The sequence below is a fragment of the Streptomyces sp. NPDC001315 genome, assembly GCF_042896175.1.
GTDB lineage: Bacteria > Actinomycetota > Actinomycetes > Streptomycetales > Streptomycetaceae > Streptomyces.
Window position 1 is genome coordinate 67176 of the sequence record NZ_JBIAWZ010000024.1, and the last position, 13661, is coordinate 80836.

Sequence of the window (13661 nt, forward strand, 5' to 3'; positions counted from 1 at the left end):
GTGTCGTACGACCTGATGATCCGGGCTCGGGTGTCCTTCTTACTGGCCTCTCACCCTCCCGGACGCAACCCGGTCCGTGCCCCTACCGCCCTCTCACCCCGCGGGCCGCAGCGCGGCGAGCTGCTCCGCGAACGGCACCACGTCGAGGTCGTGCCGGACCGGCCTGGTCGCCGACAGTCCCTGCATCAGGGTGGCCAGCTCCCCCGCCGCCCGCTCGATCCGCTCGGGCAGGCCCTCCGCGCCCCAGTCCTCCGAGGCGGCGTACACGCCGGTCGGGACGACCACGGCCCGCAGGTAGGCGAAGAGCGGGCGCAGGGCGTGGTCCAGGACGAGCGAGTGCCGGGCGGTGCCGCCGGTGGCGGCGATCAGCACCGGCTTGCCGGCCAGGGCGTCCTTGTCATGCGCGCCGAGCACGTCGAAGAAGGACTTGAACAGTCCGCTGTACGACGCCGAGAACACCGGCGTGACGACGATCAGCCCGTCGGCCTCCGTCACGGCGTCGAACGCGGCGGCCAGCGCCCGCCCGGGGAAGCCGCTGGTGAGGTTGTGCGCGATCTCGACGGCCAGCTCGCGCAGCTCCACGACCTGGACGTCGGCCGGGGCCCGCCGGTCCACGGCGGCGGCCAGCCGGTCGGCGAGCAGCCGCGTGGAGGACGGGACGCTCAGCCCCGCGGAGACGACGACGAGCTTCATGCGACGGCCTCCTTCGAGTCGGTGGAAACCTTGGCGAGCAGGGACTGGTGGGTCGGCGCCTCCGGCACGTCCGCCGGGCGCCCGGCGGCGAACTCCTTGCGCAGCACGGGTACGACCTCCTCGCCGAGCAGGTCGAGCTGTTCGAGGACGGTCTTCAGGGGCAGCCCGGCGTGGTCCATCAGGAAGAGCTGGCGCTGGTAGTCGCCGGCGTACTCGCGGAAGGACAGCGTCTTCTCGATGACCTGCTGCGGGGAGCCGACGGTCAGCGGGGTCTGGTCCGTGAAGTCCTCCAGGGACGGGCCGTGCCCGTAGACCGGCGCGTTGTCGAAGTAGGGACGGAACTCGCGCACCGCGTCCTGGGAGTTCTTCCGCATGAACACCTGACCGCCGAGGCCGACGATCGCCTGCTCGGCCGTGCCGTGGCCGTAGTGGGCGTACCGGCTCCGGTAGAACTCGACCATCCGCTTGGTGTGGTCGGCGGGCCAGAAGATGTTGTTGTGGAAGAAGCCGTCGCCGTAGAACGCGGCCTGCTCGGCGATCTCCGGGGAGCGGATGGAACCGTGCCAGACGAACGGCGGTACGTCGTCCATCGGCCGCGGCGTGGAGGTGAAGCCCTGGAGCGGCGAGCGGAACTTGCCTTCCCAGTTCACCACGTCCTCGCGCCACAGCCGGCGCAGCAGGGCGTAGTTCTCGATGGCGAGGTTGATGCCCTCGCGGATGTCCTGCCCGAACCAGGGGTAGACCGGTCCGGTGTTGCCGCGGCCCATCATGAGGTCCACCCGGCCGTCGGCCAGGTGCTGGAGCATCGCGTAGTCCTCGGCGATCTTCACCGGGTCGTTGGTGGTGATGAGCGTCGTGGAGGTGGAGAGGACCAGCCTCTCCGTCTTCGCGGCGATGTAGCCGAGCATGGTCGTCGGCGACGAGGGCACGAACGGCGGGTTGTGGTGCTCGCCGGTCGCGAACACGTCGAGCCCGACCTCCTCGGCCTTCAGCGCGATGGCGACCATGGCCTTGATGCGCTCACGTTCGGTCGGGGTACGGCCCGTGGTCGGGTCCGGGGTGACGTCGCCGACGCTGAAGATCCCGAACTGCATGGTCGCTCAACCTCCAAGTTGTTGACGGTTCAACTATACCCCTCCAACGGTGCCCCGCCCCCAGGTATTCCGCCGACTGAATCCGAGCATCGGCGTCGGCATCGATGTCAGTGCCTCGTCCTACGATCCCGACATGGCCGCCCCACGCCGTGACACCCGAGGAATCGTCGGCGCCGCGGAGTTCCTCGCGCGCGTGGACTTCCGCCGCCCCGAGCCCGCCGAGGCGCTCCGCAGCCACGTGGAGCACTACTGGCTGATCGACTGGGACCTCCGCGAGCCGTACGTGTCCCACGTCGTCCCGCACCCCTCGGTGCACATCGTCTTCCAGCAGTTCGAGGGCCAGGACCCCTTCGTCGAGGTCGCCGGCGTCCAGCTCGGCCTGTTCACCCAGAAGCTGGAGGGGCGGGGCCGGGTGTGCGGCATCAAGTTCCGGCCGGGCGGCTTCCGCCCCTTCGCGCCCGGACAGGGGGTGAGCGAGTGGACGGGCCGACGGGTCCACGCCCCCGAGGCCTTCCCGACGGCGGACCTCCAGGCCGTCCTCACGCCTGACGACGAGGGCGCCCGCATCGCCGCCCTGGACGCCTTCCTGCTCGGCCTCGCCCCGCAGCCCGATCCCCAGGCCGACCTCGCGACGAGCCTGGTCGACCGCATCCGCACCGACCGCACGATCCGCCGCGTCGCCGACTTCGCCCGCGCCGAGGGGATGTCCGTACGACTGCTGCAACGCCTGTTCGCCGGGTACGTCGGCGTCGGCCCCAAGTGGGTCATCCTGCGCTACCGCATCCACGAGGCCCTGGAGCGCGCCGAGACCGAGACGGCCGTCGACTGGGCGGCCCTCGCCGCCGACCTGGGATATGCGGACCAGGCCCACCTGGTCCGCGACTTCACGGCGACGGTGGGGGTGCCGCCCACCGCCTACGCGACCAACCCGGCGGCGGCCAACCCAGCCGCTTCACGAAGTGGAACGCCGTGATGTCCATCGCCGCCAGGAGACACGGCACCGCCGCGAGCGGATACGGCCACCGCCACCGGGCCTAGACCCGCCCCTCCCGCAGCCGGGCGACCTGCTCCCCGCTGAAGTCCACCGTCCGCTTCATGTGCCCGATGATCAGCGCGAGTTCGGTCTCGTCCAGCCCGTCGAAGAGGGCGGTCCAGCCACCGCCGAGCCGGTCCCACACCCGCCCGAACTCGGCGATCCTCTCCGGCACCGTCGCCACCAGCACCCGCCGCCGGTCGGCCACGTCCCGCTCCCGGACCACGTATCCCGCCTTCTCCAGCCGGTCCACCAGCCGGGTCGCCGACCCGGTCGTCAGTCCCGTCAGCTCCGCGATCCGGCCCGTGGTCACCGGACCACCCTCCAGCGTCAGCAGGTTCAGACACTGCAGGTCGGTGGGGTGCAGGCCGATGTGGTCGGCGACGGCCTGGTTGAACAGGGCGTAGGAGGCCATATAGCGGCGGGAGACGGTGGACAGCTCGTCCAGCAGCCGCGACCGCTCGTTCTCGGACCCGGACATGCCCCGCTCCTCTTCGTCTGCGTCGCGCAGAGATCATACGGCGCAGAGAGCGCGCCGCGGCCGGCCGCAGGCAGCGTCCGCCGCAGCCGCATGGATGTCGCTCTGCGTGTATCCCATTGGATGTATCCCACGCGGAGCCGCCGGCAGGCGCCCTCCATCAGGTGACACCGGAGCCGTTCGAAGGGCGTGCGAAGCTGCCCGCATGCTGATCCTCCGCTCCGCCGCCCTGTTCGTCGTCGCCGCGCTCTTCGAGATCGGCGGCGCCTGGCTGGTCTGGCAGGGCCTGCGCGAACACCGCGGCTGGCTCTGGATCAGCGGCGGCGTCCTCGCCCTCGGCGCGTACGGCTTCGTCGCCACCTTCCAGCCCGACGCCCACTTCGGCCGCATCCTCGCCGCGTACGGCGGGATCTTCGTCGCCGGTTCGATCCTGTGGGGCGTGGTCGCGGACGGCTTCCGCCCCGACCGCTGGGACATCACTGGCGCGCTGATCTGCCTCGCCGGAATGGCCGTGATCATGTGGGCGCCGAGGAACGGCGGCTGACCGCTCACCCCGCGGAACACCCGACCGCGCGATCGCCCCCGTCGCCTACCCTGGGCCCTGAGCAGAAACGACCGCCCGCACGCCTGGTTCACCCGCACGCCCGAGGAGCAGCCCCATGGCCACCGCCGCCCCGTCCGCCGCCTCCCGCATCGCCGTCGTCACCGGTGCGAGCAGCGGAATCGGCGCAGCCACGGCCCGGCAACTCGCCGCCGCCGGCTACCGCGTCGTCCTGACCGCCCGCCGCAAGGACCGCATCGAGGCGCTGGCGGAGGAGCTCAACGCGGCCGGCCACTCGGCGACGGCGTACCAGCTGGACGTCACCGACCGCACGGCCGTCGACGAGTTCGCGACCGCCTTCAAGACCGTCGGCGTCCTGGTCAACAACGCGGGCGGCGCACTCGGCGCCGACCCGGTCGCCACCGGCGACCCGGCGGACTGGCGCACGATGTACGAGACGAACGTCCTCGGCACGCTGCACCTCACCCAGGCCCTGCTTCCCAAGCTGGACGCGAGCGGCGACGGCACGATCGTGGTCGTCTCCTCCACGGCCGGCCACGGCACGTACGAGGGCGGCGCGGGCTACGTCGCCGCCAAGCACGGCGCCCACGTCCTCGCCGAGACCCTGCGCCTGGAGATCGTCGGCCGGCCCGTCCGTGTCATCGAGATCGCGCCCGGCATGGTCAAGACCGACGAGTTCGCGCTGACCCGCTTCAACGGCGACGCGGAGAAGGCGGCGAAGGTCTACGCGGGCGTCGCCGAGCCGCTCACGGCCGACGACGTGGCAGACACGATCACCTGGGCGGTGACCCGCCCCGCCCACGTCAACATCGACCTCCTGGTCGTCCGCCCGCGCGCCCAGGCCTCCAACACGAAGGTCCACCGGGAACTGTGATGCCGGACGCCGAGCCCGAGCCTCTGCCCGACGACCCCGCCCGCACCGCCGAAAAACGCCGCCTCGCCCAGGAGACCAAGAACGAACGCCAGGTCTGGATCTTCCTGGCGTACTTCCTCTTCGGCATCCACATCGTCGCGTTCGTGATGATCTACGCGGTACGACACGCGAAGTAGGACTCCACAACCTCCGCGACCGGCCCGCCTGACGCACGCGGGGCCCGGGCAGCACACACCCGGGCCCCGCGCCACGACTGCAAAGACAACTGCCTCAGCCCTTCACGCAGACGACCTGCTTCAGCTTCGCCACGACCTCCACGAGGTCGCGCTGCTGGTCGATGACCTGTTCGATCGGCTTGTAGGCGCCCGGAATCTCGTCCACGACGCCGGAGTCCTTGCGGCACTCCACGCCCCGCGTCTGCTCCTCCAGGTCCTTCGTCGAGAAGCGGCGCTTCGCCGCGTTGCGGCTCATGCGCCGACCGGCGCCGTGCGAGGCCGAGTTGAAGGCCTTCTCGTTCCCGAGGCCCTTCACGATGTACGACCCCGTGCCCATCGAACCCGGGATGATCCCGTACTCGCCGGAACCGGCCCGGATCGCGCCCTTGCGGGTCACGAGCAGGTCCATGCCTTCGTAGCGCTCCTCGGCCACGTAGTTGTGGTGCGCGCTGATCTCCGGCTCGAAGGTCGGCTTCGCCTTCCTGAACTCCTTGCGGATCACGTCCTTGAGGAGCGCCATCATGAGTGTGCGGTTGTACTTCGCGTACTCCTGCGCCCAGAAAAGGTCGCTGCGGTACGCCGCCATCTGCGGGGTGTCCGCGATGAAGACGGCGAGGTCACGGTCGACCAGTCCCTGGTTGTGCGGGAGCTTCTGGGCCACCCCGATGTGGAAATCGGCCAGTTCCTTGCCGATGTTCCGGGACCCGGAGTGGAGCATCAGCCAGACCGAACCGACCGTGTCCGTGCACACCTCGACGAAGTGGTTGCCGCTTCCGAGCGTTCCCATCTGTTTCGTGGCGCGCTCCTGACGGAACTTGACCTCTTCGGCGATCCCGTCGAACCGCCCCCAGAAGTCGTCCCACCCCGCGGTGGCCAGCCCGTGGAACCCTCCCGGATCCACGGGATCGTCATGCATCCCCCGCCCCACCGGAATCGCCTGCTCGATCTTCGACCGCAGCCGCGACAGATCCCCCGGAAGGTCGTTCACCGTCAGTGAGGTCTTCACCGCCGACATTCCGCAGCCGATGTCGACCCCGACCGCCGCAGGGCATACCGCGCCCTGCATGGCGATGACCGACCCGACCGTCGCGCCCTTCCCGTAGTGCACGTCCGGCATCACGGCCAGGCCCTTGATCCACGGCAGGGTCGCGACGTTCTGCAGCTGTTGCATCGCAACGTCCTCGACCGTCGCGGGGTCGGCCCACATACGGATGGGGACCTTCGCGCCCGGCATCTCCACGTACGACATATCGTCCTCATTCCCCCGGAATCAAAAGAAAAGCCTTAAAACGCAAAACCGGCGCCAAGGTCGATGAATGGGACAACGGACCGGCGTCCACGGCAGTGCGTGCGATACACATTGTCTCCAGGGAGCGCCCCCGTGCGGCAAGCGAATAACCAGCGGGGACACTGGCAGGCCCAGGATCGTTCCAGGGACAGACACACGCCAGACACCCACCAGGACACCACCGTCGAAGGGAGCCTCACCGTGCAGCGGAAGGCGTACGTATCCGGCGTCGCCGCGCTCCTCGCGGTGCTGCTGGCCGGCTGCACCGGTAGCTCCGGCGAGGGCGACACCACGGACAACTCCAACCCCGGCAGCGTCGGCAAGGCGACGCCCGCGGCCCAGCCCGGGAAGTACCGCACACTCCCGGAACCCTGCGGCGCGGTCGGCCACGGCACCCTCGACACCCTCCTCCCGGGCATCGCGCAGAGCACGGACCAGGAGCAGCGGGAAAAGGCCTACGAGGGCGAGGCGACGCTGACGTACGACACCGACCGCAAGGTCGGCTGTCGCTGGAAGGTCGAGTCGGCGGACGCCACCGACCACCTCCTCGTCGACTTCGAGCGGGTCGTGTCGTACGACAACACGGTGAGCGACGACAGCCAGGCCGAGCAGCTCTTCGCCACCAAGGTGGAGGCGGCGGACCTGCCGGAGCCGACCACCTCCAGCTCCGACACCGGGATCGGGGCCGGGACCGGGACCGGGATCGCTGCCGGGTCTTCCTCCACCGACCCGAGTGCGACACCGTCCTCGACGTCGCCCTCGGCGTCGTCCTCGTCTTCCTCGGCGTCGCCCTCGGGCACCCCTTCCTCTTCCTCCTCCGCCACTCCCGCCGATCTCCAGCCCCGCACCCTCGGCGATCTCGGCGACGAGGCGTTCATTGACGACGTGCTCAGCAGCGCCGGTTCGACGGCCAGACAGCGCACGGTGACTGTGGCGTTCCGCACGTCGAACGTCATCGTGACCATCGAGTACGAGGAGCAGCCGGCCACGGTCGGCGTCGTCCCGGACAGCAAGGAAATGCAGGACAGGGCCCGGAAACTGGCTGCCCAGCTGGCCGACTCACTGGCCGGCTAGCGCCACTTGCGGGCCCGTCCACGCCTGTCCTCGAAGCAAACGAAGCGCGACCGCACAGCTTCCTCACCGCGTACCGTGGCCCCTCGGACCCGATCCGACCGCAGGAACCACGAGCGTCATGAGTGAAGGAACCATGCAGCGACGAGCCCAGCGAGACGACCAGCGAGACCAGCGTGACCAGCGAGCAAAGCGCCTCCGCCGCACCCTTGCCGGCGTGGCGGCAGTCCCCGTGATGCTGGTCGCCGCCGGTTGTTCCTCGGGCTCCGACTCGGGCTCCGGCTCCGGTGACAGCGCGCAGAAGGACTCCGCCAGTGGTGCGAACTCGTCGGTGAGCGCGTCGCCGACGGTCCAGGCCGCGGCGTACCAGAAGCTGCCCAAGGCGTGTGCGGTGTTGTCGTCGAAGACTCTGACCGAACTCGTGCCGAAGGGTGCGAAGTCGGGCAAGGAGGGCACGTCGAACGACACGGCGTCGCGTGCCAGCTGCTCGTGGAGCAGCCTGGAGAACAAGGGCGTGAAGGGTTCACAGTTCCGCTGGCTCAACGTCTCTCTCCTGCGTTTCGACTCCGACACCACGCGCGGCACGGGCGAGAAGCAGGCGCAGGCGTACTACGAGAAGCAGGTTCAGGACGCCCAGGCGGTGTCGGGGGCGAAGAACACGAAGTCGGAGCCGTTGGCCGGGACGGGCGACGCGGCGACGACCGTGCGCTACGACCTGAAGAAGAAGGAAGGCGCCTTCAAGCAGCAGACGGTCGTGGCGCGCGTGGAGAACGTGGTCGTCACTCTCGACTACAACGGCGCGGGTCTGGCCGGTGAGAAGACCCCGAGCGCCGACGGCCTGGCGACGGCCGCGCAGAAGGCCGCCAAGGAGGCGGTGACGGTGGTGGCGTCGGCGAACGGCAGCACCACCGGCAGCGGCAGCAGTGGCGGCGCGGGCACGGCGAGCCCCTCGCCGTCGAAGTCGGCATCGTCGTCGGCGTCCAAGGCGCCGTCGAAGTCGGCATCGTCCTCGCCGTCCAAGTCGGCGACCGCCTCCCCGTCGAAGTCGGCGTCGAAGAACAGCTGACCGTCACGCCTGGGACCAACTCGTAGTCGATTCCGCCTTTTTGACGGAGTCCGACCTCTTCGGGGCCGGGCTCCTGGCGTACCGGCAACACGTGCGCCATACACATGTGCCACTCTGTTGCGCGCAACAACACGCAAGGGGAGGGGAGTACGGGTGGCCGCGCCAATCCAGCTGACTCGGATGCACCGCGTTCTCATAGGCGTGGTCGTGGCCGGTGCCGTGATCATCGCCGGCATCGGCTTCGCCGGTTCGTACGCGGCGGTCCGGGAGCTGGCGCTCAAGAAGGGCTTCGGGAACTTCGCCTACGTCTTCCCGATCGGTATCGACGCGGGCATCTGTGTCCTCCTCGCGCTGGATCTGCTTCTGACCTGGATCCGTATTCCGTTCCCGCTGCTGCGGCAGACGGCGTGGTTGCTGACGGCGGCGACGATCGCCTTCAACGGCGCTGCGGCGTGGCCGGACCCGCTGGGTACGGGCATGCACGCGGTGATCCCGGTGCTGTTCGTCGTGGCCGTCGAGGCGGCCCGCCATGCCATCGGCCGGATCGCGGACATCACGGCCGACAAGCACATGGAGGGTGTCCGCCTCACGCGCTGGATGCTCTCCCCCCTCCCGACGTTTCTCCTGTGGCGTCGTATGAAGCTGTGGGAGCTGCGCTCCTACGAGCAGGTCATCAAGCTGGAGCAGGAGCGTCTCGTCTATCAGGCCCGTCTGCGCTCCCGCTTCGGCCGGGCGTGGCGGCGCAAGGCCCCGGTGGAGTCGTTGATGCCGCTGCGCCTGGCCCGGTACGGGGTGCCGCTGGCGGAGACGGCTCCGGCGGGCCTGGCGGCGGCGGGCATCGAGCCGGCCCTGCTCCCGCCCGCACCGCAGCCGGCGCTGACCGCGGCTCCCGCGGTGGGCATCGCCCCCGCGGCCGGTACGGCTCCCGCGGCCGGCGTGGTCGATCCGGACGCCGGAGTCGCGGGCGGTCGTGCCGCCGGCCCGGCGCCCGTCCCCCAGCAAGCGGCACCTTCGGGCGAGCAGCGCCCGGAGCTGGTCGGCAACGCCGGCATGGGGCAGCCGGAGTACGAGGCCGAACCCGACCAGAGCCCCTGGTTCGAGACCCCTCGGCAGACGGAGTACCAGGGCGGCTACGACCCGGCCTACGACCCCGAGCAGCAGTACGCCGACTGGTACGCCGAGCAGCAGCAGGCGGAGCAGTATCAGGACCAGTACTACGAGGAGCCGCCCGCGCAGGAGCCCTCTCCGGAGGAGACCGGCACGTTCCCCATCCCGGCCGGCCCGAACCGCACCCGTCAGCTCGGCGAAGGCGGCGGCACCCCGGCCGTGGAGCCGGACGAGGAGTCCTACTACCAGGTCTTCAAGCAGTCGATCAACGGCAGCTATCCCACCCCGCGCGAGTTCAGCGACAACGTCGAGGCGACCTACGGCGTTCCCGTCCTGGACGCCGACGCCAAGCGGATGGTGCTGCGCTTCACGAACCGTCACACCGCGGAACTGCAGGACGACCACATCGCGTAGCGAGGTGGCGGTGAGGGCGACGGACGAGCCGATGAAAAAAGGGGCCCGGCGAGATCGCCGGGCCCCTTTCCGCGTATCGCGGGTACTACTCCCCGAGCAGCTCCCGCACCCGCTCCTGCCCCACCGCCAGCAGCAGCGTGGGCAGGCGCGGGCCGGTGTCGCGGCCGACGAGCAGGTGGTACAGCAGTGCGAAGAACGTCCGCTGGGCGGTCTTGATCTCCGGCGGGAGTTCCTTGGGCGTGGCGTCGGCGGAGAAGCCGGCCTGGACCTTGGGAACGCCGTAGACGAGGTGGGTCAGCCCGTCGAGCGACCAGTGGTCGGCCAGCCCGTCGGCCAGCAGCCGCAGCGACTGCTGGGAGGCCTCGTCGAGAGACTTCAGCAGCTCGGCGTCGGGCTCCTCACGCACGATGGTGCGCTGGTCGGCGGAGACGTGGGTGTTGATCCACGCCTCGGCCTTGTCGTACCGGGGCCGCGCCTCGTCCAGCGAGCCGATCGGGTTGTCCGGGTCCAGCTCGGACAGGATCCGCAGCGCCTGGTCCTGGTGACCGGCGGTGATGTCGGCGACGGACGCCAGCGTCCGGTACGGCAACGGCCGGGCCGTACGCGGCAGCTCGGCAGCGGCCGTCCGCACAGCACGCGCGTGGGCGGCGACATCCGCCGGAAGCGCGGACCCGTCGGCGACCTTGGAGTCGAGCTTGTCCCACTCGTCGTAGAGGCGCTGGATCTCCTGGTCGAAGGCGATCTTGAACGACTGGTTGGGCCTGCGGCGGGCGTACAGCCAGCGCAGGAGCTGCGGCTCCATGATCTTCAGCGCGTCACCGGGGGTGGGCACCCCGCCCTTCGACGACGACATCTTCGCCATGCCACTGATACCCACGAACGCGTACATGGGCCCGATGGGCTGCTTGCCGCCGAAGATCCCGACGATCTGGCCGCCGACCTGGAAGCTCGACCCGGGAGAGGAGTGGTCCACACCGCTCGGCTCGAAGACGACGCCCTCGTACGCCCAGCGCATCGGCCAGTCGACCTTCCAGACCAGCTTGCCCCGGTTGAACTCGTTCAGCCGGACGGTCTCGGAGAAGCCGCAGGCGTTGCAGCTGTACGTCAGCTCGGTGGTGTCGTCCTCGTACGAGGTGACGGTGGTGAGGTCCTTCTCGCAGTTGCCGCAGTACGGCTTGTACGGGAAGTACCCGGCGGAGCCGGAGCTGCCGTCGTCCTCGGCGGCCGCGCCCGAGCCCTCCGCCGCCTCCAGCTCGGCCTCGTCGACGGGCTTCTGCGACTGCTGCTTCTTCGCCGGAGCCTTCTTGGTGCGGTACTGGTCGAGGATCGCGTCGATGTCACCCCGGTGCTTCATGGCGTGCAGGATCTGCTCGCGGTAGACACCGGCGGTGTACTGCGCGGTCTGGCTGATCCCGTCGAACTCGACGCCCAGCTCGGCGAGCGCCTCGACCATCGCGGCCTTGAAGTGCTCGGCCCAGTTCGGGTACGACGAGCCCTTCGGGGCCGGGACGGAGGTCAGCGGCTTGCCGATGTGCTCCTTGTACGTGTCCTCGTCCACGCCGGCGATGCCCTGGGGCACCTTCCGGTAGCGGTCGTAGTCGTCCCAGGAGATCAGGTGCCGGACCTGGTGGCCCCGCCGGCGGATCTCGTCGGCGACGAGGTGCGGGGTCATGACCTCACGGAGGTTCCCCAGGTGGATGGGGCCCGAGGGGGAGAGGCCGGACGCGACGACGACCGGTTTGCCCGGGGCCCGACGCTCCGACTCCTCGATGACCTCATCCGCGAAACGGGAGACCCAGTCGGTGGTCTCGGTGCTCTGAGCCACGATCGGCACGTCCTCTTTTTCTGAAGGCTTTGTCTGGGGGTCGCTGTCTGGGGGTACTGACCGCCCCCATTCTCCCAGACCACCCCGCGCCTGGGAAAACCGCTTTACCCCCCATGGGATACTGGGCGGGTCTATCCATCCCACGAGGAGAACGGCACCCACTCCTATGGCCTCGGTCACGTCCCTCAGCGACTCCGTCCAGCAGCACCTCGCGACGGCACTCTCGGCAGCCCTGCCGGATGCCGGTTCCGCGGACCCGCTGCTGCGACGAAGCGACCGGGCGGACTTCCAGGCGAACGGCATCCTGGCGCTCGCCAAGAAGGCCAAGGCCAACCCGCGGGAGCTGGCGACGCAGGTCGTCTCCCACATCGTCACCGGTGACGTGATCAAGGACATCGAGGTCTCCGGCCCCGGCTTCCTGAACATCACGATCAGCGACAAGGCGATCACGGAGAACCTGGCCGTGCGGTACGCGGACACCGACCGCCTCGGCGTGCCGTTCGCCGCGCACCCGGGCACGACGGTGATCGACTACGCGCAGCCGAACGTGGCGAAGGAGATGCACGTCGGCCACCTGCGCTCGGCTGTGATCGGCGACGCGGTGGTCAAGCTCCTGGAGTTCACGGGCGAGACCGTCGTCCGGCGGCACCACATCGGCGACTGGGGCACCCAGTTCGGCATGCTCATCCAGTACCTGGACGAGCACCCGCACGAGCTGGACCACAAGGCCGGTGAGGTGAGCGGCGAGGAGGCGATGTCGAACCTCGACCGCCTCTACAAGGCGGCCAGGAAGCTCTTCGACTCCGACGAGGAGTTCAAGACGCGGGCCCGTCGCAGGGTCGTGGACCTCCAGGCCGGGGACCCGCACACCCTCGCCACCTGGCAGAAGTTCGTGGACGAGTCGAAGATCTACTTCTTCTCCGTCTTCGAGAAGCTGGACATGGAGATCCGGGACGCGGACATCGTCGGCGAGTCCGGCTACAACGACATGCTCGCGGAGACCTGCCGCCTGCTGGAGGAATCCGGTGTCGCGGTCCGCTCCGAGGGCGCGCTGTGCGTGTTCTTCGAGGACATCAAGGGCCCGGACGGCAACCCGGTCCCGCTGATCGTGCAGAAGTCGGACGGCGGCTACGGCTACGCGGCGACCGACCTCTCCGCGATCCGCGACCGCGTCTTCAACCTGAAGGCGAACTCCCTCCTATACGTCGTGGACGCCCGGCAGGCGCTGCACTTCCGGATGGTCTTCGAGACCGCCCGCCGGGCCGGCTGGCTGAACGACGGCGTCAAGGCCTTCCAGCTCGCCTTCGGCACGGTCCTCGGCAAGGACGGCAAGCCGTTCAAGACCCGTGAGGGCGAGACGGTCAAGCTGGTCGACCTCCTCGACGAGGCGGTCGAGCGGGCGACGGCCGTCGTCCGGGAGAAGGCCGAGAAGGTGGGCCTGTCCGAGCAGGAGATCGTCGAGAACGGCCAGTACGTCGGTATCGGCGCCGTGAAGTACGCGGACCTGTCGACGTCGGCGGTGCGGGACTACAAGTTCGACCTGGACCAGATGGTGTCGCTGAACGGCGACACGTCCGTCTACCTCCAGTACGCGTACGCCCGTATCAAGTCGATCCTGCGCAAGGCGGGCGAGGCCCGGCCGGCCGCCCACCCCGAGCTGGAACTGGCCCCGGCGGAGCGGGCGTTGGGCCTGCACGTGGACGCGTTCGCGGAGACGGTGGCGGACGCGGCGACGGAGCACGCCCCGCACAAGCTGACGGCGTACCTGTACCAGCTGGCGTCGCTGCTCACGACGTTCTACGACCAGTGCCCGGTCCTGAAGGCCGAGACGCCGGAGCAGGTGGAGAACCGTCTGTTCCTAGTCGACCTGACGGCCCGCACGCTCCACAAGGGCATGGCCCTGCTGGGCATCAGGACGCCTGAGCGCCTCTGACCCAGCAG

13 protein-coding genes are annotated in these 13661 nt (G+C 69.6%); 8 read left to right on the plus strand and 5 right to left on the minus strand.

Translation table 11 applies throughout. The annotated features are described in order from the left end of the window. Positions 1-93: 93 nt before the first annotated feature. Complete coding sequence (locus tag ACFY16_RS37180; protein ID WP_390651635.1) at positions 94-693, minus strand: FMN reductase; 600 nt, start codon at positions 691-693, stop codon at positions 94-96. Further along, positions 690-1787 (minus strand): LLM class flavin-dependent oxidoreductase, encoded by a 1098-nt coding sequence (locus ACFY16_RS37185; protein WP_390651636.1) that lies wholly within the window; start codon positions 1785-1787, stop codon positions 690-692. Before ACFY16_RS37185 ends, ACFY16_RS37180 begins: the two co-directional genes overlap by 4 nt. A 133-nt stretch (positions 1788-1920) precedes the next feature. Between ACFY16_RS37185 and ACFY16_RS37190 the strand changes: the two genes are divergently transcribed. Continuing rightward, positions 1921-2760: a DUF6597 domain-containing transcriptional factor gene (locus tag ACFY16_RS37190; RefSeq protein WP_390651637.1), complete on the plus strand. Its 840-nt coding sequence runs from the start codon at positions 1921-1923 to the stop codon at positions 2758-2760. A 61-nt stretch (positions 2761-2821) separates the two neighbouring features. On the opposite strand, the gene ACFY16_RS37195 is transcribed toward ACFY16_RS37190, so the two are convergent. Next, complete coding sequence (locus ACFY16_RS37195; RefSeq protein WP_390651638.1) at positions 2822-3301, minus strand: MarR family winged helix-turn-helix transcriptional regulator; 480 nt, start codon at positions 3299-3301, stop codon at positions 2822-2824. A gap of 202 nt (positions 3302-3503) precedes the next feature. Between ACFY16_RS37195 and ACFY16_RS37200 the strand changes: the two genes are divergently transcribed. The 3 genes from ACFY16_RS37200 to ACFY16_RS37210 all read left to right on the plus strand — a co-directional run bounded on the left by ACFY16_RS37200 (position 3504) and on the right by ACFY16_RS37210 (position 4910). Continuing rightward, positions 3504-3842, plus strand: a complete 339-nt coding sequence (locus tag ACFY16_RS37200; protein WP_390651639.1) for a YnfA family protein — start codon at positions 3504-3506, stop codon at positions 3840-3842. Between the two features lie 115 nt (positions 3843-3957). Continuing rightward, on the plus strand, positions 3958-4734 hold the full coding sequence (locus ACFY16_RS37205; protein ID WP_390651640.1) for an SDR family NAD(P)-dependent oxidoreductase: 777 nt from the start codon (positions 3958-3960) through the stop codon (positions 4732-4734). After that, entirely contained in the window at positions 4734-4910 is a 177-nt protein-coding gene (locus ACFY16_RS37210; protein WP_390651641.1) for a hypothetical protein, read from the plus strand. The genes ACFY16_RS37205 and ACFY16_RS37210 overlap by 1 nt, the downstream gene beginning before the upstream one ends. Positions 4911-5004: 94 nt before the next feature. Here ACFY16_RS37210 and ACFY16_RS37215 read toward each other — a convergent pair whose 3' ends face one another. Further along, positions 5005-6198 carry an RtcB family protein gene (locus ACFY16_RS37215; RefSeq protein WP_390651642.1) on the minus strand — a complete coding sequence of 398 codons (1194 nt, stop codon included), beginning with the start codon at positions 6196-6198 and terminating at the stop codon, positions 5005-5007. A 240-nt stretch (positions 6199-6438) separates the two neighbouring features. Between ACFY16_RS37215 and ACFY16_RS37220 the strand changes: the two genes are divergently transcribed. From ACFY16_RS37220 to ACFY16_RS37230, 3 genes are all read left to right on the plus strand, one after another. Continuing rightward, the gene (locus ACFY16_RS37220) at positions 6439-7311 is read left to right on the plus strand and encodes a DUF3558 domain-containing protein (protein ID WP_390651643.1); all 873 of its coding nucleotides are present in this window, start codon (positions 6439-6441) and stop codon (positions 7309-7311) included. Positions 7312-7429: 118 nt separating this feature from the next. Then, a complete protein-coding gene (locus ACFY16_RS37225; RefSeq protein WP_390651644.1) occupies positions 7430-8374 on the plus strand; it encodes a DUF3558 family protein in 945 nt (314 codons plus the stop codon). 153 nt (positions 8375-8527) lie between these two features. Next, positions 8528-9895 (plus strand): DUF2637 domain-containing protein, encoded by a 1368-nt coding sequence (locus tag ACFY16_RS37230; protein WP_390651645.1) that lies wholly within the window; start codon positions 8528-8530, stop codon positions 9893-9895. Positions 9896-9980: 85 nt separating this feature from the next. On the opposite strand, the gene lysS is transcribed toward ACFY16_RS37230, so the two are convergent. After that, the gene (gene lysS, locus ACFY16_RS37235; protein ID WP_390651646.1) at positions 9981-11729 is read right to left on the minus strand and encodes a lysine--tRNA ligase; all 1749 of its coding nucleotides are present in this window, start codon (positions 11727-11729) and stop codon (positions 9981-9983) included. Between the two features lie 157 nt (positions 11730-11886). Between lysS and argS the strand changes: the two genes are divergently transcribed. Further along, positions 11887-13653, plus strand: coding sequence for an arginine--tRNA ligase (gene argS, locus ACFY16_RS37240; RefSeq protein ID WP_390651647.1), 1767 nt, complete (start codon positions 11887-11889; stop codon positions 13651-13653). Positions 13654-13661: the final 8 nt, after the last annotated feature.